Origin of the sequence: Nonomuraea sp. NPDC049141, from assembly GCF_040648415.1 — a bacterium.
Lineage (GTDB): Bacteria > Actinomycetota > Actinomycetes > Streptosporangiales > Streptosporangiaceae > Nonomuraea.
On sequence record NZ_JBEZDR010000002.1, the window covers coordinates 336342 to 357957 of the forward strand.

Here is a 21616-nt window from a genome sequence, read left to right on the forward strand (position 1 = left end):
GCAGCAATTGGCCGGGGCGCGCCCCCCGGCCAATTGCCCTCCTGGGTGCTCTACGACGCCGCTCAGCGGAGCAGCGAGCCGGGTGCCAGACGATGGGCCAGTCGGCGCGGTACCGCGACCTTCTTTCTGACCAGCACGTCGACGTCCGCGTAGTGCCGCCACGCCGTGTCCGCCGCCGCCTGATCCACGGGGGCGTCGCCGAATCGGGTGAGGTTCGCCAGGTCGGCCAGTCCCGTCAGCGGCTCGTGCGCATGGGCGCCCAAAGCCGTTACCCCCAGCGTGGCCACCTCCTGAGCCGTCAGGACGCCCGACGAAGCCGGAACCCCGGCGGCGCGCAGCCGTACCACCGTCTGCCGCCACGCGCCCGCCACCCGTGCCCGCGGATCGCCCGCCCGGCGGCGTCGGCGGCGCAGGGGCGGCAGCACGGTCACCGCCAGCAGGTAGCCGCCCAGCAGGCCCCCAAGCACCGCGCCCGCGATCGGCAGCCAGGCAACCCCCGTCTCGTTCCTGTCCCTGAGAGGGGACGGCTTTTGTGTGGGTTTGTGGGGCGTCGGTGTCGGGCCGGGCTTCGTGTTCTCGCTGCTGATCTCCTGTTCGACCTCCTGCCGCTGCTTGGACACGCCCTCGGCGACGTCACCGCTCTCGCCCGCGTGGCTGCGCGCCGGGGTCGGGTAGAACGGCACCCAGCCGATCCCCTTGAACTCCACCTCCGCCCAGGCGAGCACGTCGCCCGCCAGCACCTGCCGTACGCCGCCGCCCTGCGACTTGCCCGGCCCGAAACCGACGACCACCCGGCTGGGCAGGCCGAGCGAGCGGGCGAGCAGCGCGTACGACGCGGCGAACTGCTCAGTCGTGCCTGTCTTCGCCTCGGTGAGGAAGAACTCGATGCTGCGATAGCTGTGCCCCGGCGGGGAGTTGACGTCGTAGCCGGCGTGCTTGCGCAGGTAGGCGGCCAGTCGTACGGCCTGCTGCATGGGGCTCGTGGCACCGGCCGTGGCCTTGCGCGCGATGGTGGCGAGGCGGGCCCGCTGCGGTGCCGTACGGCCGTCGGGGCCGTTGGGCAGCGCCAGGGCGGCCTGGTCGGCGGCGGGGACTGCCTCGCGCAACTCCGCGGCGGAGTAGCGGCGAATGCCCGATGTCACCCGATACGTGGCGCCCTCGCGGGCGGTGGCGGTTGCTGTGCGCGCCAGCATTCCGGTCGCGGGGTCGGCCATCAGGCCGGTCGTGGGGGCGGCTGTCGGCTCGGTGCCGGTCGCGGAGTTGGTCGTCGGCTCGGTGCTGCTCACGGGGTCGGTTGTGGGTGCGGTGCCTTCTGTGGGTGCGGTGTCGTTTGTGCGGTCGGCTGCCGGGCCGGTGAAGCTCACCTGCTGTGGACGGTCCGCCGCAGGCAACCAGGGCCCGGCCAGCTTCTGCAGCGTGAACTGCTGCTCGACGACGTCGCGGGCGCCCGTGTTGCCGTCGCCGGGAACCCGGCCGCCGGTCGGTAGGTAGCCGGCGCTGGAGGTCCACGTGACGCCGTCGAAGCGGTCCAGTACGGCCAGCCGCCAGTTCGCCTCGGCTGTGGATCTGACGGTGAAGAGCTGGCGGTAGGGGTTCTGGAGCCAGGCGGACACCTGGTCGAGCGGGCTCACCCCTCCGAGCGGGCGCGGCGGTGGCTGGGCCACCAACTGCCGCACGTCGTACGGCTTGGCGGCGAACGGCAGCACGGACCCGGCCGCGACGGCGACCAGCACGAGGCAGGCCAGCAGCGGCACCCCCGCCGCGATCGTCCTGACGGACCGGGCCGCCCGGACCAGTGCCAGCACCAGCGCCAGCCCGACGACGATCGCCGCCGACGGCAGTCGCGAGCCGGGACCGGCCACGCCCAGGACGACGGCGGCGGCCAGCACCGGTACGGCCGGTGCGACCGGCAGCACCACCGCCCTGGTCCGCAGGGCCAACTCGGCCCCGGCCACCGCCGCCGCCCACACCAGGAAGTGCGCCAGCACGATCGTCCTGCCGTCCCCCTCGGCCGGCAGGATGGTCGTGAGCAGCGCCTTCCACGAGTCGCGCACACCGAGCAGCGCGGCCCGCGCACTGGCCGGGCTCGGCAGGAACCCGGCCATGGCCTGCGCCCTGAACAGGGTCGCCGACACCGCCGTCAGCCAGGCCAGCAGGTTCACGGCCAGGGACGCCCACAACGGCAGGACCCTGACCAGCGCGTACGCCACCACGCCCGGCACCGCCGCCGCCACGGCCACCACGGGGATCAACGCGCCCAGGGCGAACACCCCGTCGAACCCCAGCCCGGCCGTACCCGCCAGCAGGACCACGACGACGACCGACACCACCCGCCGCCACTCAGGCACCTGCGGCAGCGGCGCGGGCTCGCCCGCCGCAGTCCGGACCTTCGGTGAACCGGACCGCAGCCCCAATGCGGATCGCACGCCTGACGACTCGGGCCGACGCCGGCCCGACGCCGACTGCACGTACGGCGCGGGTCGTGTGGGCGGCATGCCCGGCGGGGCCGGTTGTGCGCTTGGCGGGGTGGGGTGCGTGCCGGAATGTGTGGGTGGCATGCCCGGTGGGGTGGTCAGCGCGGCCATGCCGCCGCCAGTTCGGTCAGGTCGCCGATTTCGATGACCGTCACGCCGGGCACCACCAAAGGCCCGTCGTCGGCGGACGGGGCGCCGACCCACACGCAGACCACCTGGTCGAAGCGGCGGCGCACCGACGCGACCCCCGTCAGCGCCGTTCGCGCGCCGGTGACCAGGACCAGCGCCCCGCCGGAGCCCGCGCGGCGCACCGCGTCCGCTGGCGCGTCCGCGTCGGCGGCGCGCTCGACGAGGGCCAGCCGGTCGAGCACCGTCTCGGCCTCCTCGGCGCCGCCCTTGGCGGACAGGAGCTCGCCGGCGCCGGTCAGCAGGCGTACGGGGAAGCGGCGGCGGGTCGCCGACCAGGCGACCGAGGCGGCCGCGTCCACCGCCAGCTCGAACTCGTCGTCCCCCCCGTACGCCCCGGCACGCGTGTCGAGGATCGTGGTCGTGTACGGCAGGCTGACGTCCTCCAGTTCCTTGACCATGAGGGTTCCGGTGCGCGCCGTGGAGCGCCAGTGGATGTGCCGCAGGTCGTCGCCGATCACATAGTCGCGGACCCCGTTGAAGGTGATCGTGCCGCTCGGCGACCGGGAGGCGGAGCCGTCGAGGTGGCGCTGCCGGCCGGAGTTCAGCGGCTCCAGCGGCACCGTACGCGGCCTGACCAGCAGCAGGTCGGCCTGGCCGTACGAGGTCGTGCGCCGGGCCAGGCCGAACGGGTCGGCCCGGTCGAGCCGAAGCGGGCCCACGGGCGTCTCGCCGCGTCTGCGGGTGGGCAGCCGGTACGACACGGTGCCGGTCGAGTTCCTGGCCAGCGGCGGTACGTCGACCACGATCGCGGTGTCCCGGCAGGTGTCGTGGGCCTCGAGGCCGTTGCGCCGCCAGCGGCCCCGGTTCGTGACGCGCAGCATGGCGATGGCGGCGTCGCCCCTGGCGACCTTGACGGGCGTGACCTCGCGGCGTACCTCCAGCCGGGGCCGTCGCAGCGTCCACAGCAGGCCGGCGCCGACGGCGGCGATCCCGCCGGCCGACAGCGCGCCCGCCTGCTGGTAGCCGAGCGGTGCCGCCACGGCGTACAGCAGCACGGAGGCGGCCATGGTGCCCCAGCCCGCTCTGGTGATCATTCGCACTCCCAGAGGGGGGCGGCGGGGAATCCCCCCTTCGGGGTGTCCATCAGCACGTCATTGAGCCAGCCGCTGCCTCGGCTGGACTCCACCTTGTTCCAGACGTCGCTGCTCATGCCCGTGTCGGTGTCGGTGTAGCCCGCGCCCTTGGTCTGGCAGATCACGGTCATGGTGATGTATTCGCCCTTAGGGATCCGGCCGGACTCCGCCCCCGCGGAGGGCCCGGACCGGATCAGGGTGTCCCGGTTGTCGTTGTGCGCGTTGCGGAACTGCGCGGACGGCGGCTGCAGCCCGGCCTTGGCCTCGGCGCGCTCCTGGCCTTCGCCCGCGTCGTTCTTGGCGCGCAGTGTCCAGGTGTAGTCCTGGCCGTTCTTCAGCCCGGTCACCTCGGCGCTGGTCCCGTCGAGCGTGCCGGGGTGCTGGCCGGGGCCTTCGAGTACGTAGCTGACGCCGCCCTCCTTGGCGTTGTCGGGGGCCGACCAGGTGAGGTCGGCGCCGTGGTTCTTGCCCTTGGCCTCGAAGCTCGCCGGTCTGCCGGGTGCGACGCAGGGCCGTACCGGGATGGTGGGTTCGGAGACGGACTCGCCGCCGTCGTACTGGGCCGCGACCCGGAAGGTGTACTCCTGGTCGCACCGGCCCCCGGTCACCCGGAACTGGAAGGGGCCGTCGGACCTGACCCGGTCCGGGGTCGCGTTCGCGCCGGACGGGGCCCCCTTGAGCGTGTAGCCCGTGGCCTTGCCCTGGCTCGACGGGGTGAAGACGATCTCCATCCAGCCGGGCCCCGAGTTCGCCGTGACCGTGCCCGGCGGGCCGGGGGTCTGCGTCGGTGTTGGGGTCGGGGTGGGAGTCGGCGTCGGGGTCGGGGTCGGGGTCGGGGTGGGCGTGGTGGTGGGAGGCGGGCTGGGGGTCTGCGAGCGCTTGGTCTCGGTGGGCTTCGGCGTACGGGTGACCGTCACCGTGGGCTTCGACGTGGGCTGATTGCTCTGCCTGGTCGGAACGGTCGCCGTCGGCGGCACCACCGTAGGCATGCCGGTGGGTACGGGCAGCGGGGTGGGAGTGTCCTTCTGACCGAGGGCCTCGTCGTACTTGCCGACCCGGTGCGCCCTGCCGTCCTGTTCGATGACCAGCGCCGTCTCGCTGAACTGGTCGTTGACCCAGAGCAGCCCGTCCTTGACGAACACCTCCAGCGGCCCCGCTTTACCCGTGACCACCTTCTCGGGGTCGAACCTCTTGGCCACCGTGTCGTACACGATGAGCCGTCCGGTGCTCTCGTCGGCGATGTAGACGCGGCGGCCGAGTGCCTGCGGCGGCCCGAGCTTGCCGCCCTTCACCGAGACGGTGCTGAGCGCGCCGCTCGCGGTGTCCACGAGCACCAGCGCGCCTTGCTTGGGCGCGAGCATCGGGACGATCGTGGCCTCGGCGACGGCGGGCATCAGCATGCCGCCGCGTCCGGCCTCGGTCACCGTGCTGGGCAGGCTCACCGTGAGCCGGGTGCCTGTCGAGCCGATGACCATCGCCGAGGCGGCAGCGGAGTTGGTGACCAGTGGCACCCCGTCGGCCATGGTCAGCGTGAGCGGGTCGCCGGGTTCGCCCACGGTCACGGCCTTGCCCTGCTGCGCGCCGTTGATCTGGGCGAGCGTGCCTTCTTCCGGGACGGGCACCCAGAGGGTTCCGTTCTTGTCGATGCCGGCCTGGCCGAGCGGGGCCTTGAGCGTGATCGCGGCGCCGATCGTGTCCACGGTCAGCGGGTTCACCTGCTGGACGGTGCCCGCGCGCGGGTCGATCGCGTACGCCTTGCCCGCGCCCATCACGAGCTGCATGCCCCCGGCGCCCAGGCTCTTGCTCTGGGCGACGTCGAGCTGGGTCGGGTCGATGCGGCTGACCTGGCCGGTCGACTCGTCGACGACGAGCACGCTGTTGCCGTCCTGGACCACCTTGAGCTTGTCGCCCTTCGCGGCGGCCAGGTCCACCCGGCCGTCGACCTGGCCGGACAGGCCGTTGGCGTGGACGACCTCACCGTTGAGCGCGCTCGCGAGCCAGGCGCCGATGTCGGCGAGCTTGGGCCGGGCGCTGGACACCCCCGTACCCAGGAAGAATCCGATGCCCGTGAGCACGGCGACGAGCGCGAGCGCGACGAGGCCCGCCACCCGCCGTCGTGCTGCCTTTTGCCACCGAATGGCCACCAAATTCACATCCCGCGACATTCGTGCACATGCATACCAGCGGATACCCTAGAACGGCCGGGTCCGCCGGGGGCATTCTTCAAACAACCTCGAAGTGTCGCTCAGGTCGTGCCCCGGCGCAGTTCGTCGATGGCCTGGAACTGCTCGTCCATCGACGACTCGAAGGACTCCAGGACCTGGCTGAACCGGTCGTCGAGCGCGTCCTGTGACGGCATCGACTCGCCGAGCGTGCCGGCCATGACCTCCCTGACCATCCGGTCGGCCTCGTCCTGCGCCTGCTGGACGGCCCGCAGCAGCTCCCCGGCGAGCCGATGGCTGTCCAGGCGCATCGCGCGGGGGGCTATGACCAGCTCGGTGAGCCGTCCGGTGGCGCCGGCCGCCACCTGGACCTGCCCGTCCGCACCGGTGCCCCGGCCGACGACCGCGTCGATCTCCTTACGGCTCTCTTCGACGCGGAGCAGCATCTCCTCCGCCTGAGCGGTGACCCGTTCGAGGTCTTCGGGGCGGAATTCCGCAGCATCCATGCCAGGGATAATCGCCGACAGTTCACCCAACACGGCGATATTTCGGGAAAAGTCGAAGTGTAAAAGGATTCGTTGATTCGGGTGGTTTGTTGCGGCAAGGTGGCCAGCAGGTTAAAAAGAAGGGACGTTTCCCGATGGGCAAGGGGATCAGGATCGAGCCCGCCGTGCTGATCGCCGGCGGCCAGGCGTGCGACGAGGCCGCGGCTCTCCTGCGACCGGCGGTCGACACGTTCCGCACCTCGGCGGCGCCGACCCCTGACTGCTTCGGCCTGATCGAGCGGGGCTCGGAAGAGCTGGCCGCGTCCTACCAGGCGTTCTACGACGAACTGTGCGGCTTCGCCGACGACCTCACCGCCAAGCTGGGGGAGACCGCCGTCGGCCTGCGTGAGAGCGCGACCCGACTGGGAAGTGGCTGAATGGCAGGACCGTTCGACCCGATCACCGACCTCGTCCGGACCCTGCGGAACGCGATCGCCTCCCTGGGCGGAGAGGAGCAGGAACAACGCCTGCTGCTCATGGCCGACGCCTGCCTGGGATTCCAGACGGCGCTCAAGGAGATCGACCCGAAGCTCGGCCCCATCCCCAAGTCGCTCGACGGCTGGGTGGGCGACGACGCCGCCACCTTCCACGACAAATGGGCCCATCACCTGGACCAGCGGTTCAGGACGGCGGCCATCGACCATCTCGGCACCGCGGCCGAGGTGCTGAAACAGTCGGTCGAGGCGACCCGCAAGACCCGGAAGGCGCTCAACGACCTCATCGAGTCCCTGGTGATCTCGATGGCCGCGGGCGCGGCCGTCTCGGTCGCCGCCGCGGCCCTCAGCGGCTACGCCGCGTGGGCGGCCTCCGCCGGGATCGCGGCCCGCGGCGCCACCGTGGCGACGGGCATCCTGAGCAGGTTCTTCTCGCTGCGCAACGCCGCCACCGCGATCATGCGCACGCTTGAGGCCGTCGGGAAGTCGGGGCTGGTACGCGGTCTCAGCATGTACGGCGGCGGCGGCTTCAAGGCGGTCGCGCTGAAGACCCTCGGGAAGTACGGGCAGATCTACGGCTGGTCCTTCGGCGGCAACCTGCTGGCCGGCGGCGTGGCCAGAGGCGTCTTCGGCCAGAACCCGCTGGACATCTCCATCCTCTCGCTCGCCCAGACCGCCAACGCCTCGACGATCGCCGGCCTCACCGGCCCCCTCGGCGCCACGAACTACTTCACCGGCCTGGCCGCCAGGCGGCCGTTGCTCAACAACGTGACGATGGGCGCGATCGCGGGCGGCGTGCCCGCCTTCTGGAACGCCAGGATCGAGGGCAAGTCCTGGGGGCAGACGTTCAGTGACGTGGCGCTGTTCTCCGGCATCGCGGGCGGCTTCAACGGGGCCGTGGGGCGGGCGTTCAACCCGGCGGCGGGGCAGCGGGGCGTGCCGTCACCCCAGTGGTTCAGGAACCTGCCGCCGATGGCGCAGAGCTCGCTACTGGGCTTCGCGCCCAGCGTGGGCCTCAGGCTCGCGGTCCCCTTCGCCCCCTCGGCCCCGCCCCTGCGCGTTCCCGACCCACCGGATCTACCCGGCGGGAAGTAGCCGGGGATTCACTGAGCGAGGACCTCGCGGAGCCGGGCCGCGTACGCCCTGGGGTGCGAGGTGTTGCCGTTGTGCCCGCCCGGAAAGTGCACGAGGTCGGTGCCGAGCAGCCGCGCCAGCTCCTCCGCGCACCGGTAGTCGAAGACCGTGTGCGGGGTGGTGCGACCGGCGACGGGCACGATCGGGGCGCCCTTCAACGTGGCCGGGTCCAGCCGGTCGGCGATGGCCGCCGTCCAGTCGTGCTCCACGAAATAGTGGAAGTTGGCGGCCCGCTGCTCGGTCATCGGCTGCGGGGTCAGGTCCGGCTCGACGTCCCGGGCGGCGAGGTCGATGCCGAGCGCCCTGCCGATCTCCTTGAGCAGGGCGGGCAGGCCGTCGCGCCGGTAGATCTCCTGACCGTCGGCGAGCTCCCGCTGGTGGCCGAGGCACTCGTCGGCGGGCAGCAGCCACGGCGAGACGGGCTCGTGCGCGATCAGCCTGCTCAACCGGCCGCTCGCGACCAGGTGGAGCCCGATGGTGGCGCCGAAGCTCAGGCCCAGCATCGTCACCGGCTCGCCGGTCAGGTGATCGAGCAGGCGGCGGACGTCGTCGACGTGCTGCTCGACGGTCGCGCCCCCGGCCGGGTCGTCCGGGATGCTGCGCGAGAGCCCGCGCCGGTCGTACGTGATCACTGTGTGGTCGGCGACGAGCTGGTCCACGAGGTCCACGCTGCGTCCGGCGTCACCCTCGCCGCTCTGGGAGATCAGCAGGACAGGACCGGTGCCCCGCACTTCGAAGTAGAGGTTCGCGCCGTCCACCCGCAACATGCCTGAGTTCATGACCACCACCATAACGCATCAAATTTGATGCATCAAGAATGATGTATCTTCTCCCAGGGCATTCCCTCGAAGTAGCCGATCAGGCGGCCCACCGCCCTCTCGTCCACCTTCAGCGTCACGTCGTCGACCCGCCCCACGGGCACGACGCCGCGCGAGTTCGTCAGGAACACCGCAGGGAAGTCCCGCAGGTCCTCCACCCGCAGCACCCGGCTCTCGTACGGCACGCCCGCCCGCGTCAGCCCCGCCTCCATGAGCTGCATCGTGATGCCGTGCAGCATGGGCGCGTCCGGCCAGATCACCCGGTTGCCGTCGTAACACCCCAGATTGGTGATCGAACCCTCGGAGATCACCCCGTCGTCCGTGGTGAGCAGCGCCTCGTCGAAGCCCTCGGCCTCCACCCGCCGCCCGAGGTAGCCCTGCGGGAAGCCGCCCGTGTGCTTGATGTGCGGCAGGAAACGCTGGTAGCGGACCGATCTGAGGCTCTGCGGAGTGGTGGCGATCTCGACGGGAGCCGTGGCGGTCACCAGCACGTGCAACTGGGCCACCTCGCACACGTACACCCGCACGGACGCGTCAGGCCCGGCCCCGAGCCCGCTGTCCAGGCCCAGGGCCGATCTGATGGAGTCGACGACGAGCGCGCGGTCGAGCGGACGGCCGAACAACTCCTCGGTGGCCCGGTCGAGCCGGTCGAGGTGGCGGTCGAGGCCGCGTACCCGGCCCTGCCTGACCTGCATCGCGGTGAAGTGTCCGTATCTCGCCGAGACGGCCAGCGTCACTTCCGGCGCCTCGGCGAGCTTGCCGTCGATCACGGTGCGTTCGATGTCGATCAACTCCCTGTTCCGGCTAGCGGTTGAGCGTCCTGGGGATGAGGCGCCGGGCGAGCTCCTCGAGCAGGGCGACGGTCTCGGCGATGTCCTGCCGGTCGTCGGTGTCGAGGGCCGCGGCCACGGCGTCGTCCACAGGCGCGGCACGTACCTCCGAGACCCGGTCCGAAACCTGCGGCGACTCCCTGATCAGAGAGCGCCGCCGGTCCCGGGGATCGGTCATGGTCTCCAGGGCGCCCACGGTCTTCAGCCGGGCGACGGCGGCGGAGACGGCGCTCTGCGGCAGACCGGTACGGGCCGCGACCTCGCCCACGGAGGTGTCGGGATGCTCCCGGATGTCGCTCACCACGATGAGGACCGTCCGGATGCTGGTGGAATGCTCGCCGATGCCCTCGGTGGGCATGGCCTCCTCGCCGATCTTCATCAGCGTCCGCCCGAGCAGGAACAACTCGACCCCGTTCACCTCAGGCACGATACCGCCGAACCGATCTAGGGCCAGAACTTCACTTCGGGCAAGTCCTTCGACGGCTTGTCCAGCAGCGGCTCCCGCTCCTGGCGCAGGTGCCGGTCGAGGAAGGCGCCGACGTACGTCCGGGTGATCGACACCGAGCGCTCACCGTCGAGCGCCGGGGCGGGCAGCCCCACCTGCGGCCTGATCACCGCGTAGTCGGTGAACGAGCCGTGATCCGTGCCCGCGACCGACAGCCAGCGCTTCCAGCCCTGCACCTTCGGCCACCAGCCGGCCCACGACTGGTCACCGGTCGGCGTGTGGTTCTGCTCGGTGCCCATCATGAGGAGCGGCCCGCGTATCGCCGTTGTCGGCTGCTTCGGGTTGTAGCTCCCGTCGAGGTTCACCCCGGCCCGCACCCGCTTGTCCGCGGCCATGAGCTGCGGGGTCGCGTTGCCGCCCGCCGAGAAGCCGACCATGCCGATCCGCGACCTGTCGACCAGCCGTCCCCACCCGGACTTCGCGGTGAGCCGGTCGAGCACGAACGACAGATCCTTCACCCGGCTCTTGGCGACCGCGATCCCCTTCTCCTCGTTGTTCTCTCCCACGCATGCCGCGCAGGTGGTGGTCCGCCCGTCGGGGAACGTGGTGGCCGCCGACTCGTAGGTGTGCTCGACGGCCGCGACCAGGTACCCCTTGCTGGCCAGGTCCTCCGCCAGCGAGGTCATCGTCGCGCGGGGGAAGGAGAAGCCGGGCGACACGAGCACGAGCGGCAGGCCCTGGCGGCGGGTGAGCGGCTTCGCGTCCAGCGTGGCGTACGTCCGGGTCTTGGCCAGCGCGTCGGCCGGGACGTTCGGATAGTCCTTGACGATCAGCGCCGACTCCTGCGGCGTCACGTAGGGGGCCGCCCGTGTGCCCGCCTTGGCGGCCGGATACCACAGGGAGACCATGAGCTGCCGCGACCCGTCCTGCGGCACCCACGGATCGGGACGATCGGCGTCGACCAGATGCAGGGAGGCCAGCCCTACGGGATACTTCCCGGTGGGCGCGGGCAACGCGGTGCCGGTCGCGGCCCGCGCCTGTACGGACGGCGTCGCCAGCAGGGCGCCGGCCACGCCGAGGGCGACGAAGAGGTGTCGTTTCATGTGGGCCAGCCTGGGCCCGGACCCACCGGCCCGGCTTGACCTGGAAGTCGACCCGCACCCCCTCCTTTCGTAGCGGTCCGGATCGACGATCGACTCGGGTGGCGGCCCGGCGCCGGGCCCTACGCTGAAGAACATGCAGGTGAGCAGACGGATCGAGGGCGGCTTGCCCGTGGTGCTCGGGGTGGGCGTGTTCGTGTCGTCCGCGGTGCCGTTCGACCAGACGGGCGGGATGACGTCCCCGGTGTTCGTCGTGACGGCGGCCGCGGCGGGCGTGGCGGCGTGGTTCGCGCGGCGGGCATGGTGGCCGCTCGCCCTGCTCGGTGCCGTCTTCTACGTGTGGCTGGTGATGTGGCCGCCGCTGATGGTCGCCTCCTATTACGCGGGTACGACGCTGCGCGGCACCCGTGGCGTCACGATCTACCTGGGCGGGACCGCCGTGGCGTTCGCCTCGGCCGTCATCGTCGGCGACCTGATCGGCGGGCGCCGGGAGATGGTCACCGCGACCGGCGCCAACGTGGCGCTGATGGCCATGGCCCTGGTAGGGCTGCCGTTCATGTACGGGCTCTGGACCCGGGCGAAGCGCGACGTGCTGGCCGCCGCCAGAGAGCGGGCCGACCGGCTCGAACGCGAGCAGGTGATGCGGGCCGAGCAGGCCAGGGCCCAGGAGCGGGCGCGCATCGCCAGGGAGATGCACGACGTCGTCGCGCACCGGGTCTCGCTGATGGTGCTGCACGCCGGGGCGCTGGAGGTACGGACCGCCGACGAGCCGACGGCCCGTACGGCGTCCATGATCGGCGGCATCGGCCGGGAGGCGCTGGCCAACCTGCGTGAGCTGCTCGGCGTACTGCGCTCGAACCAGCAGCCCGCCGAGCTGAGCCCGCAGCCCACGCTGGCCGACCTCGACCGGCTCCTCGACCAGTCGCGCGAACTGGGCATCTCGGTGCGCAGGCACGACCACGGCGAACCGCGCGCGCTGGGCCTGACGGTCGAACGGACCGCCTACCGCGTGGTGCAGGAGGCGCTCACCAACGTGCACAAACACGCCCGCGACGCGCACACCGACGTCCATGTCCGCTTCCTGAACGGCACTCTCCAGGTCGAGGTGCTGAACCGCGGAACCGCCGATGCGCCGGGCGCGGAGCAGGCCCTGCCCGGAGCGGGCTGGGGGCTGGCGGGGCTGCGTGAGCGGGTCGAGCTCCTCGGCGGGTCGCTCCAGGCGGGCCCCCGGCAGGAGGGCGGCTACGGCGTCACGGCCGCCATCCCCGTACGGGCCACGGCATGATCCGGGTGCTGGTCGTGGACGACGAGGCCCTGGTCAGGTCCGGGCTGCGGATGATCCTGGAGACGGCCGACGACATCGTGGTGGTGGGCGAGGCCAGGGACGGCGAGGAGGCCGTCGGAGCGGCGGCCCGGCTGAGGCCGCACGTGGTGCTCATGGACGTGCGCATGCCCGGCACCGACGGCCTGACCGCCGCCGCCCGCGTGCTGGCCACCCCGGACCCGCCCAAGCTGGTCATGCTGACCACGTTCGACCTGGACGAGTACGTCCACGAGGCGTTGCGGCTCGGCGCGGTCGGCTTCCTGCTCAAGGACACCCCGCCCAGAGACCTGACCGCCGCCGTCCGTACGGTGGCCGCCGGCCAGGCCATGCTCTCCCCGTCGGTCACCAGGCGGCTGATCGACGCGTTCGTCGACAAGGCGCCCTCGCGATCGGAGTCGGCCCGCAGGCGGCTCGCCTCGCTCACCGGCCGGGAGGAGGACGTGATCAGAGCCCTGGCCCGCGGCCTGTCGAACGCCGAGATCGGCCGCGACCTCCGCCTCTCGGAGGCGACGGTCAAGGCGCACGTCAGCCGGGTGCTGGCCAAGCTCGGCCTGACCAACCGCGTCCAGGCCGCCATCCTCGTCCACGACGCCGATCTCTGACCCGCCCCGATGGGGCCGCCCCGATAAGGTCGTCAGGCGTGACGAACGAGTTGGGACCACTTGCCGAACGGCTGCGGGAGTTCGCGCGGGCGCGCGACTGGGAGCAGTTCCACACGCCGAAGAACCTCGCCATGGCGCTGGCCGGGGAGGCGGGGGAGTTGCTGGCCGAGTTCCAGTGGCTCACCCCCGCCGAATCCGCCGACCTCGACCCCGAGACCCTGGCCAGGGTGCGTTCGGAGCTCGCCGACGTGACGCAATACCTGGTGCGGCTCGCGGACGTGCTCGGCGTCGACCTGGTGGCGGCCGCCTACGCCAAGCTCGACGAGGGCGAGAAGCGCTACGACGCCGACCTCTATCGCGGCTCCGCCAGAAAGGCCCCGCCCCTCGACCTGTAACGCGCCCCGGCTCTTTACCGACTCCATACATACAGGTGCCTAAAGTACTAGAGCACTAGATAAATGGAGTAGCCGGTGATCGAGTTTCATCTGGATACGAAGTCAGGAGTCTCGCCGTACCTGCAGCTCGTCCAGCAGGTACGGCACGCGCTACGGCTCGGCCTGCTGCGCGAAGGCGATCAGCTGCCGACCGTCAAGGAGGCCGTGGCGCAACTGGCGATCAACCCCAACACCGTCCTGAAGGCCTACCGGGAGCTCGAACACGAGGGCCTGGCCGCAGCCAGGCCAGGGGTGGGGACGTTCGTGACGGCGACGCTCACCGACACCTCCCTGGCCGCGCACGGTCCGCTGCGGCTCGAACTACGGCGCTGGCTGGCCAAGGCCCGCCGAGCCGGTCTCGACGACGAGAGCATCGAGGCCCTCTTCATGACCACCTTTCGGACCACCGCTCAGGAGGACATAGCGTGAAGACCGTCCTGGAAGCCCAGGGCCTGGGCAAGAGATACGGCAGGCGCTGGGCGCTGCGCGACTGCACCATCGACATCCCCGCCGGGCACGTCGTGGGATTGGTGGGTCCCAACGGAGCCGGCAAGACCACGCTGCTGAAGCTGGCCAGCGGCCAGCTGGAGCCCACGACGGGCGGCATCAAGGTGCTGGGCGGCCGTCCCGCCGGCGGTCCCGCGCAGTTGGCCAAGGTCGGATTCGTCGCCCAGGACACCCCCGTCTACGCCGGGCTGAGCGTCGCCGACCACCTGCAGTTGGGGGCCCGGCTCAATCTCCGTTGGGACGCCGCGCTGGCACGGGAGCGGATCAGACTGCTCGGTCTCGATCCCAACCAGCGGGCGGGAAAGCTGTCCGGCGGCCAGCGCGCCCAGCTCGCCCTCACCCTGGGCCTGGCCAAACGGCCCGAACTGCTGATCCTGGACGAGCCCGTCGCCTCGCTCGACCCGCTGGCCCGCCGCGAGTTCCTGCAGAGCCTGATGGAGGCGGTCGTCGAGCACGAGTTCAGTGTGGTCCTCTCCTCCCACCTGGTCGCCGACCTGGAACGGGTCTGTGACTTCCTGGTCGTGCTCGTCGACTCGCGCGTCGAGGTGGCGGGAGAGGTCGACAAGCTCCTGGCCACCCATCACCGGCTCACCGGCCCGCGCCGCGATCCCGACCGGCTCCCCGATGACCAGCAGGTCGTCTCCGCGCGCCACACCGACCGGCAGAGCACGTTCGTGATCCGTACCGACGCCCCGATTCACGACCCCGCCTGGACGGTCAGCCAGCTCAGCCTGGAAGACCTCGTCCTGGCCTACATGGAGAAGCACACCGCCGACGACCGGCGAATCGCCCTGGAGGTGCGGTGATGATCTGGCTGACCTGGCGCCAGTTCCGTGGTGCGGCCGTGATGATGGCCGGCCTGCTCGTCATCCTCGCCGTCGTCCTGGCCCTGACCGGCCCGAAACTGGCGGCCGACTATTCCACCGGGATCGCCGGCTGTGTCCAGGACGACTCCTGCGGCCGCTTCTACGACCGCTTCTTCGGTGAGTACGACACGCCCTTCATGGCCCTATCCCTGGTCGTGCTGCTCCTGCCCGCCCTCGCCGGGCTCTTCTGGGGAGCACCGTTGATCACCCGTGAGCTGGAGGCGGGCACGCACCTGCTGGTGTGGAACCAGGGCATCACCCGCGGCCGCTGGCTGGCGGTCAAGCTCGGGCTCACCGGCCTGGTCGCCGCGGCCGCCGCCGGACTGTGCGGCCTCGTGGTGACCTGGTGGTCCGGTCCCCTGGACAAGTCGGCCCCGGGCGACCTGGCCTTGATGGCTCCCCTGGTGTTCGGCGCGCGCGGCATCGCCCCGCTGGGGTACGCGGCCTTCGCCTTCGTCCTGGGCGTGACCGTGGGCATGATGGTGCGCCGCACGGTGCCCGCCATGGCCATCACCCTGGCAGTCTTCGTCGCGATCCAGCTCGCCATGCCGATGCTGGTCCGGCCCCATCTGATGGCCCCGGTCACCTCGACCTTCGAGCTCAGCGAGGCGAACGTGGACGGCCTCGGTATAAACCGGGAGCGAGGCGGATATGTGGAGGTTCGCCTGAATAATTCTGTTCCCGGCGACGCGGGCGCCTGGGTCCTGTCCAGCGGTATCCTCGATCCGTCCGGACGTCCGGTCGCCGGCCCCGAACCCGGAGTCGGGCTCGTCCAGATCTCGACGACGTCGGGACCCTGCTCACCGTCGGGACAGCAGGGCATGGGCGCGTGCCCGGCGGAGATCAACCGGCTCGGCTACCGGCAGCAGGCGACGTACCAGCCCCTTAACCGCTTCTGGCCCTTCCAGTGGATCGAGACCGGGATCTACGCCCTGCTCACCCTCGGCCTCACCTGGTTGTGCTTCTGGTGGATCCGGAAGCGCCTGTCATGACCGTCATCAGGACCGTGGCCGCCGGGCTCGCCCTCCTCTTGGCGGCGGCCTGCACGGCACCGGCGCCACCGCGCGGCGAGGCGAGCACGGCGGGCAGTACGGTCTGCGCGCGGCCACAGCGAGCGCCCGGGGCGGAGACTCCCACCACGATCGACGTGATCGAGCAGGCGTACTTCTGCATCCTCGGCAACTACTACAGCGGCGCCACCCTGGACGCCCGCTCACTGCTGACCGCCGGATTCGTCGCCCTGACCCAGGAGGTCAACCGCGACGGGCGCGATGTACCCGAGGCCGGCATGCCCGCGCTGACCGGCGACCGCAAAGCCGACTGGGCCGCCTTCGAGGGGGTCTATCGGAAGGTCACCGATCAGGTGCCGGACCTGCGTGACAAGCTGGCCGTCGTCACCCTTGAGGCGATGGTGGCCGGCCTCGGCGACAACCACGCCCGCTGGTCGCACGACGCCAAGCGGCCGCCCGACTACTACGACGGTGACGGCTACGGCCTGGGTCTGCAGGCGAACATCAACGGCCCGCAGGTGAACGGCAACCCCGGCGTCGCGGTCCCCCCACTGTTCGTCACCACCGTGCAGGGCGGCGCGGCGCAGGCCGCCGGACTGCGCGCGGGCGACATCATCGAATCGATCAACGGATCGGCGCCCTTCATCGACGCGAAGGCCACCCCCGCGATCGCCGCCCTCTACCCGCAATATCCGGAAGCGCACCCCGTCCGGCTGCGGCTCCTACGGCAGAGCACCAGCCGCCGCTGGAGCGTAACGCTCAAACCCGGCCTCTTTCAGCGGGACCTGGCCGCCCTGCAAGTGGTGCAGTCGAAGCTGCTGGATGACGGCATCGCCTATGTGCGGTTGCGTGGGTTCGCTCCCGACTCCGCGACCAGGGTGTTCAAGGCGATCTCCAGGCTGCGCACCGGCCGGACGCTCACCGGCGTCGTGCTGGACCTGCGCGGCAACGGCGGCGGTAGCCCCACGGAGGCGATCCGGCTGCTGAGCGCGTTCGGCCACGGCAAGGTCACCGCCTACCAGTGCACCGTGGACGGCAAGTGCGAGACTTCGTGGACCGACGACACCGTCGAGCTGCTCGGCCTGCCCCTGATGGTGCTCACCGACCGCAGCTGCGCCTCGGCCTGCGAGCACTTCAGCTCCGCGGTCAAGGACCTGCGCCTGGGCCAGTTGGTCGGCACCAGAACCGCCGGCGTGATCTCCGGGCCGGCGCAGTCGTACCTGCTGCGTAACAACACCGCGCTGGGCTTCCCGGCCAGGCATCACCTGGGGCCCAACCGCGAGGTGATCGACCGGATCGGCGTGCCGCCCGACCACTACGTACCCCTGACCCCGAAGGACGCGGCCGCCGGGCGCGACCCCGCCCTGGCCAAGGCCCTGACCTTGTTGCACAAGTGAACGGACCTCTCCATGAGACTGCTCCTGGCCGTCGCCGCGGGACTGGCCGTCCTCGCCGCGTCCGCCTGCTCCGCACCCGCGCCGCCCCGGGCCGCCGCCAACCCGTCGCCCATCCCGACCGGCCCCGTCACCCTGCCCGCCCCGACCGGCGCCCACCCGGTCGGCACCACCGCCCTGTACCTGAAAGACACCTCCCGCCCCGATCCTTGGAACCTCGACGTGGATGCCAGGGAGCTCAAGGTCACCCTCTGGTATCCGACCGAGCAACGGGACGGACCGCGGGCGCCGTACATGACGCCGAAGGAATCAGAGCTCACCTTGAAGGGCTTGAGGATCGCGGGTGTGCCGTCCGACACGCTGAGCAAGACACGGACGAACGCCATCAAAGACGCCGAACCCGCAGGGAAGACGTTGCCGCTGGTGGTGCTCTCCCCTGGCTTCACCAAGCCGATGAGCACCCTCACGTCCTTGGCCGAGGACCTGGCCAGCCGAGGGTACGTCGTGGCCGGGATCGACCACACCTACGAGAGCTACGCCACGACCTTCCCCGGCGGTCGGGTCGCGGAGTGCCTCGCGTGCGACAGTGACACGGACCCGGGTTTCGGCACGGGGGTGGCCCAGGGCCGGGCGGCCGACGTCTCCTTCGTGCTCGACCAGTTGCCGAAGAAATGGGATGGTTCTCAGCTGATCGACCGCTCCAGAATCGCGATGGTGGGCCAGTCGATCGGCGGGGCCGCCGCCATGGCGGCCATGGTGAAGGACTCCCGAGTGCGCGCCGGAATCGACATGGACGGCACCACTTACGCCCGGATCCCCAAGAGCGGGTTCACCCGGCCGTTCATGTTCCTGGGTTCGGCGCCGCACGTCTCCGGAGGCTCCGACAATTCGTGGGACCGCGACTGGAAGCTGCTGACCGGGTGGAAGCGCTGGCTCGTGCTGACAGGCGCGGAACACCAGTCCTTCACCGACGGCCCGCTGCTGTCCGGCATCCTCGGCATCAAACCCCTCCCCGACGTCCTGGGCGCGGCGCGCGGCGCCGAGCTCACCCGCACCTACGTGGCGGCCTTCCTCGACCAGCACCTGAAGTCGCAGCGGCAGCCCCTTCTGGACAAGCCGTCTTCGCGCTACCCCGAGGTCAAGTTCTGCCCCGCGACCTGCGCTCAGTCGTGAGGCCCCGTCACTAGTGCCGATGCCTCCCGCGCGGGGCTGTCGTGCCGGCGGAGCACCGCGATCGTGACGGCGGCGAGGACGAGGAAGACGACCGCGCCGACCGCGGCGACCGTGTTCAGCCCGGTGGTGAAGGCGGCCCTGGCGATCTCCAGTACGCCGGGCAGATCCTTCGCGACGGTCACGGCGGCGGTGATGCTCTCGCGGGCACCCTCCACCGGCAGCGTGTCCGGCAACTGGCCGCGGTAGACGGCGGTCCCGAGGCTGCCCAGCACGGCCACGCCCACGGCCACCCCGAACTCGCCCGAGGTCTCGGAGAGCGCCGCCGCCGAACCGGCCCTCTCCACCGGGGTGGCGGCCATGATCACGCTGTTGCCCGCGCCCATCGGCAGCGCGATCCCGCCGGAGGCCAGGATCAGCCCGGCCACGACCATCCAGGTTCCGCCGACGCTGGGCACCTGGGTGTGCAGGAACTGCCCCGCCGCGCTGACCACGAGCCCGGCCGCCATCACATACGCCGTCCCGAACCGGTTGGCGACGGCCGGGGCGAGGGTCAGCGCGGCGATCATCACGAGGTTCTGCGGCACTAGCCAGAGCCCGGCGGCCAGGGGCGACAGCCCGGCGACCGTCTGCAGGTACGTCGTGGACATCAGCGTGGTGCCCGACATCACCACACCACCGAGCGACAGGATCGCCAGCGTGGCGGAGAACGCGCGGTTGCCGAACAGACGCAGGTCGAGCAGCGGACTGACCAGGCGGCGCTGGCGGCGGACGAACACCACGCCCGCGGCCACACCGAACACGACGGCGGCGAGGGCAGTGGGGTTGACACCGTTCCTGGCGACGTCCTTGAGCCCGTAGATGACCGGCAGGATGGCGGACAGCGACAGCGCGACGCTGGACAGGTCGAGCCGCCCGGCGGACGGGTCGCGATACTCCGGCAGCAGCGTCCGCCCGGTGGCCAGCACCAGCACCATGAACGGCACGCCGAGCAGGAACGCCGACCCCCACCGGAAGTGCTCCAGCAGCAGGCCGCCCACCAGGGGGCCGAGAGCCATGCCGACCATGAAGCAGCTGAACCAGATCCCGATCGCGGTCCCCATCTGCTTCGGATCCCGGAACATGTTGCGCAGCAACGCCATCGACGACGGCATCAGCGTGGCCCCCGCGATGCCCAGCAGGGCACGGGTGGCGATGAGCATCTCGGCGCTGACCGAGAAGGCGGCCAGGACCGACGCGACGCCGAAGCAGGCGGCGCCGATCAGCAGGAGCCTGCGGCGGCCGATCCTGTCGCCCAGCGTTCCCATGGTGACCAGGAACCCGGCCAGCATGAACGAGTAGATGTCCAGGATCCACAGCTGCTGCGGCGCGGTCGCGCCCAGGTCGGCGCTCAGGTGCGGCAGCGCCAGGTACAGGACGCTCACGTCGAGCGAGAGAAGCAGCGCGACCGAGGCCAGGACGCCCAGCCCGATCCATTCCCGGCGTCCAGCGAGGGTGTTCATGATGGTCCCCTTTCCGTTGCGTCCACCGTGCTGGAGCGGCCTTCAGATCCACTTCTCGTGCGCTTAAGGTGGCTCCCTTGCGCTTTGGGGTGCTGGGGCCGCCGGTCAACATGGAGTGGGTGACCGCAGGCGACCCGGCCGCGGGCCTGCCGCTTCTGATCTCACGTCTCATGCGGCGGCTGTTTGCCAGAGATCTGCCAGAAAGGATCGCCACGATGCCACCGTTGCTCGCGTCGGCAAGACCACCTCGGGATCAAAGGAGGCTTCAGTGCGTTTCATGGTGCTCGGCCCGCTGGAAATCGTCGATCAGAAAGAGCCGATAAGAATAACCGCTTCCATGCAGCGAATAGTGCTCGCCGTCCTTCTGATCAATGCCGGTCGGCCGGTGAGCGTGACGCGAATGATGGAGGAGTTATGGGGCGATCGGCCGCCGCCGAGCGCGCGCAAGACCGTCCACGGGTACGTCTGGCGCCTGCGTGGCCTGCTCGATCGCTCTCACCACCGGCACATCGAGACCGTGGACCACGGGTACCGCCTGCAGGCGGGTGATGTCGACCTCTCGCAGTTCGAACAACTGATCTGCGCAGGAAGGAAGGCCTCGGCCGCCGGTGACCTGCCGTCGGCGGGGCGGTTGCTGGGTGAGGCACTGGCGCTGTGGCGCGGGCAGGCGTTGACGAACGTACCGGCGACCCCGCAGATCGTCGTTTCGCGCACCAGGCTCGAGGAGTTGCGGCTCAGCGCGTTGGCGGCGCGGTTCGACATAGATTTGGAAATGGGCCGGCATCGGGCGATCACGCCCGAGCTCAGCGTCATGGTGAGCGAATATCCGTTCAATGAGGAATTCCACGCGCAGCTCATGCTCTCGCTTTATCGGAGCCATCGGCAGGCGGAGGCGCTCGAGGTGTTCTACAAACTGCGATCGTATTTGGTGGCGGAGCTCGGCGTGGAACCGAGTCCGTGGCTGCAGCGGCTCCTTCTTCGTATTCTCGACAATGACTGCGAACTGACCGAGGCAAAGCCCATGCGGCCGGAGGTGGTGCTGTGATGTGGGCTGTCTTGTTCGGCGTCGTGATCTCGGCCGGAGTCGCGATCGTCGTGGCACGGGCGGCGCTCGTGGTCGTCACCGTCCGCGGCGGCAGCATGGAGCCGACGCTGCGCGACGGGGACCGAGTGATCGTCGCCCGGTGGCGCCGCCGGCGAATCCAGCGGGACGCCGTCGTGGTGTGCCGGGCGCCCGACGGCCTGGTCCTCCCCGGGATGCCGCCCACCACTGCCGCCAACCCCGCGCTTCTCGTCAAACGTGTCTCCGCTGTCGCCGGTGACCTCCAACCGGATGGGAGAATCGTGCCTGCCGGCCACATTTACCTGCTTGGTGATGCGGGTGCCGACCTGGACTCCAGGGAGTTCGGCCCCGTCCCGATCGTCTCGGTCGTCGGCTCGATGGTCGGGAAGGCTCCCGGTCTCCCGTCCTCGTCTCGATAGCCGGCCGCCTGCATACGGAAGAGCTCGGCGTAGCGACCGCCGGTGCGAAGCAGGTCAGCGTGCGAGCCCGTCTGCGAGACCCTGCCGTCCTCCACCACGACAATGTGATCTGCCATGCGTA

21 protein-coding genes are annotated in these 21616 nt (G+C 70.8%); 12 read left to right on the plus strand and 9 right to left on the minus strand.

All coding sequences use genetic code 11. From position 1 onward, the window contains the following. Positions 1 to 62 precede the first annotated feature (62 nt). The 4 genes from AB0B91_RS06400 to AB0B91_RS06415 form a co-directional block, all read right to left on the minus strand. A complete protein-coding gene (locus tag AB0B91_RS06400; protein ID WP_358316557.1) occupies positions 63 to 2426 on the minus strand; it encodes a transglutaminaseTgpA domain-containing protein in 2364 nt (787 codons plus the stop codon). Between the two features lie 146 nt (positions 2427 to 2572). Next, complete coding sequence (locus tag AB0B91_RS06405; protein ID WP_358316560.1) at positions 2573 to 3697, minus strand: DUF58 domain-containing protein; 1125 nt, start codon at positions 3695 to 3697, stop codon at positions 2573 to 2575. After that, positions 3694 to 5844 carry a hypothetical protein gene (locus AB0B91_RS06410; RefSeq protein ID WP_358316563.1) on the minus strand — a complete coding sequence of 717 codons (2151 nt, stop codon included), beginning with the start codon at positions 5842 to 5844 and terminating at the stop codon, positions 3694 to 3696. Before AB0B91_RS06410 ends, AB0B91_RS06405 begins: the two co-directional genes overlap by 4 nt. 137 nt (positions 5845 to 5981) lie before the next feature. Continuing rightward, on the minus strand, positions 5982 to 6404 hold the full coding sequence (locus AB0B91_RS06415; protein WP_358316567.1) for a YbaB/EbfC family nucleoid-associated protein: 423 nt from the start codon (positions 6402 to 6404) through the stop codon (positions 5982 to 5984). Between the two features lie 134 nt (positions 6405 to 6538). Between AB0B91_RS06415 and AB0B91_RS06420 the strand changes: the two genes are divergently transcribed. Both AB0B91_RS06420 and AB0B91_RS06425 read left to right on the plus strand, forming a co-directional pair. Continuing rightward, the gene (locus AB0B91_RS06420) at positions 6539 to 6820 is read left to right on the plus strand and encodes a hypothetical protein (RefSeq protein ID WP_358316570.1); all 282 of its coding nucleotides are present in this window, start codon (positions 6539 to 6541) and stop codon (positions 6818 to 6820) included. Next, complete coding sequence (locus AB0B91_RS06425; RefSeq protein WP_358316573.1) at positions 6821 to 7972, plus strand: hypothetical protein; 1152 nt, start codon at positions 6821 to 6823, stop codon at positions 7970 to 7972. A gap of 8 nt (positions 7973 to 7980) precedes the next feature. Here AB0B91_RS06425 and AB0B91_RS06430 read toward each other — a convergent pair whose 3' ends face one another. Genes AB0B91_RS06430 through AB0B91_RS06445 form a run of 4 tightly spaced genes read right to left on the minus strand, consistent with a single transcriptional unit; the run spans position 7981 to position 11207 of the window. Beyond that, positions 7981 to 8790 carry an alpha/beta hydrolase gene (locus AB0B91_RS06430; protein WP_358316576.1) on the minus strand — a complete coding sequence of 270 codons (810 nt, stop codon included), beginning with the start codon at positions 8788 to 8790 and terminating at the stop codon, positions 7981 to 7983. Between the two features lie 32 nt (positions 8791 to 8822). Continuing rightward, a complete protein-coding gene (locus AB0B91_RS06435) occupies positions 8823 to 9620 on the minus strand; it encodes an aminotransferase class IV (protein WP_358316580.1) in 798 nt (265 codons plus the stop codon). A 13-nt stretch (positions 9621 to 9633) separates the two neighbouring features. Continuing rightward, positions 9634 to 10077 carry a MarR family transcriptional regulator gene (locus AB0B91_RS06440; protein ID WP_358316583.1) on the minus strand — a complete coding sequence of 148 codons (444 nt, stop codon included), beginning with the start codon at positions 10075 to 10077 and terminating at the stop codon, positions 9634 to 9636. Between the two features lie 26 nt (positions 10078 to 10103). Beyond that, a complete protein-coding gene (locus AB0B91_RS06445; protein WP_358316585.1) occupies positions 10104 to 11207 on the minus strand; it encodes an alpha/beta hydrolase in 1104 nt (367 codons plus the stop codon). Between the two features lie 133 nt (positions 11208 to 11340). Between AB0B91_RS06445 and AB0B91_RS06450 the strand changes: the two genes are divergently transcribed. From AB0B91_RS06450 to AB0B91_RS06485, 8 genes are all read left to right on the plus strand, one after another. Beyond that, entirely contained in the window at positions 11341 to 12489 is a 1149-nt protein-coding gene (locus AB0B91_RS06450; RefSeq protein ID WP_358316588.1) for a histidine kinase, read from the plus strand. After that, entirely contained in the window at positions 12486 to 13130 is a 645-nt protein-coding gene (locus AB0B91_RS06455) for a response regulator transcription factor (protein ID WP_358316591.1), read from the plus strand. Before AB0B91_RS06450 ends, AB0B91_RS06455 begins: the two co-directional genes overlap by 4 nt. Positions 13131 to 13168: 38 nt before the next feature. Then, entirely contained in the window at positions 13169 to 13525 is a 357-nt protein-coding gene (locus AB0B91_RS06460) for a nucleotide pyrophosphohydrolase (protein ID WP_358316594.1), read from the plus strand. A 75-nt stretch (positions 13526 to 13600) separates the two neighbouring features. After that, a complete protein-coding gene (locus AB0B91_RS06465) occupies positions 13601 to 13993 on the plus strand; it encodes a GntR family transcriptional regulator (RefSeq protein WP_219527009.1) in 393 nt (130 codons plus the stop codon). Beyond that, positions 13990 to 14877: an ABC transporter ATP-binding protein gene (locus tag AB0B91_RS06470; RefSeq protein WP_358316597.1), complete on the plus strand. Its 888-nt coding sequence runs from the start codon at positions 13990 to 13992 to the stop codon at positions 14875 to 14877. The genes AB0B91_RS06465 and AB0B91_RS06470 overlap by 4 nt, the downstream gene beginning before the upstream one ends. Beyond that, complete coding sequence (locus AB0B91_RS06475; RefSeq protein WP_358316600.1) at positions 14877 to 15929, plus strand: ABC transporter permease; 1053 nt, start codon at positions 14877 to 14879, stop codon at positions 15927 to 15929. Before AB0B91_RS06470 ends, AB0B91_RS06475 begins: the two co-directional genes overlap by 1 nt. Then, positions 15926 to 17344 carry a S41 family peptidase gene (locus AB0B91_RS06480; RefSeq protein ID WP_358316603.1) on the plus strand — a complete coding sequence of 473 codons (1419 nt, stop codon included), beginning with the start codon at positions 15926 to 15928 and terminating at the stop codon, positions 17342 to 17344. Before AB0B91_RS06475 ends, AB0B91_RS06480 begins: the two co-directional genes overlap by 4 nt. A gap of 12 nt (positions 17345 to 17356) precedes the next feature. Then, positions 17357 to 18514 carry an alpha/beta hydrolase gene (locus tag AB0B91_RS06485; protein WP_358316605.1) on the plus strand — a complete coding sequence of 386 codons (1158 nt, stop codon included), beginning with the start codon at positions 17357 to 17359 and terminating at the stop codon, positions 18512 to 18514. On the opposite strand, the gene AB0B91_RS06490 is transcribed toward AB0B91_RS06485, so the two are convergent. Then, on the minus strand, positions 18505 to 20013 hold the full coding sequence (locus AB0B91_RS06490) for an MFS transporter (RefSeq protein ID WP_358316608.1): 1509 nt from the start codon (positions 20011 to 20013) through the stop codon (positions 18505 to 18507). The genes AB0B91_RS06485 and AB0B91_RS06490 overlap by 10 nt on opposite strands. Positions 20014 to 20290: 277 nt before the next feature. On the opposite strand from AB0B91_RS06490, the gene AB0B91_RS06495 reads away from it, so the two are divergent. After that, positions 20291 to 21058 (plus strand): AfsR/SARP family transcriptional regulator, encoded by a 768-nt coding sequence (locus tag AB0B91_RS06495; RefSeq protein WP_358317507.1) that lies wholly within the window; start codon positions 20291 to 20293, stop codon positions 21056 to 21058. Further along, complete coding sequence (locus tag AB0B91_RS06500; protein WP_358316611.1) at positions 21058 to 21495, plus strand: S26 family signal peptidase; 438 nt, start codon at positions 21058 to 21060, stop codon at positions 21493 to 21495. The genes AB0B91_RS06495 and AB0B91_RS06500 overlap by 1 nt, the downstream gene beginning before the upstream one ends. The last annotated feature ends 121 nt before the right edge of the window (positions 21496 to 21616 follow it).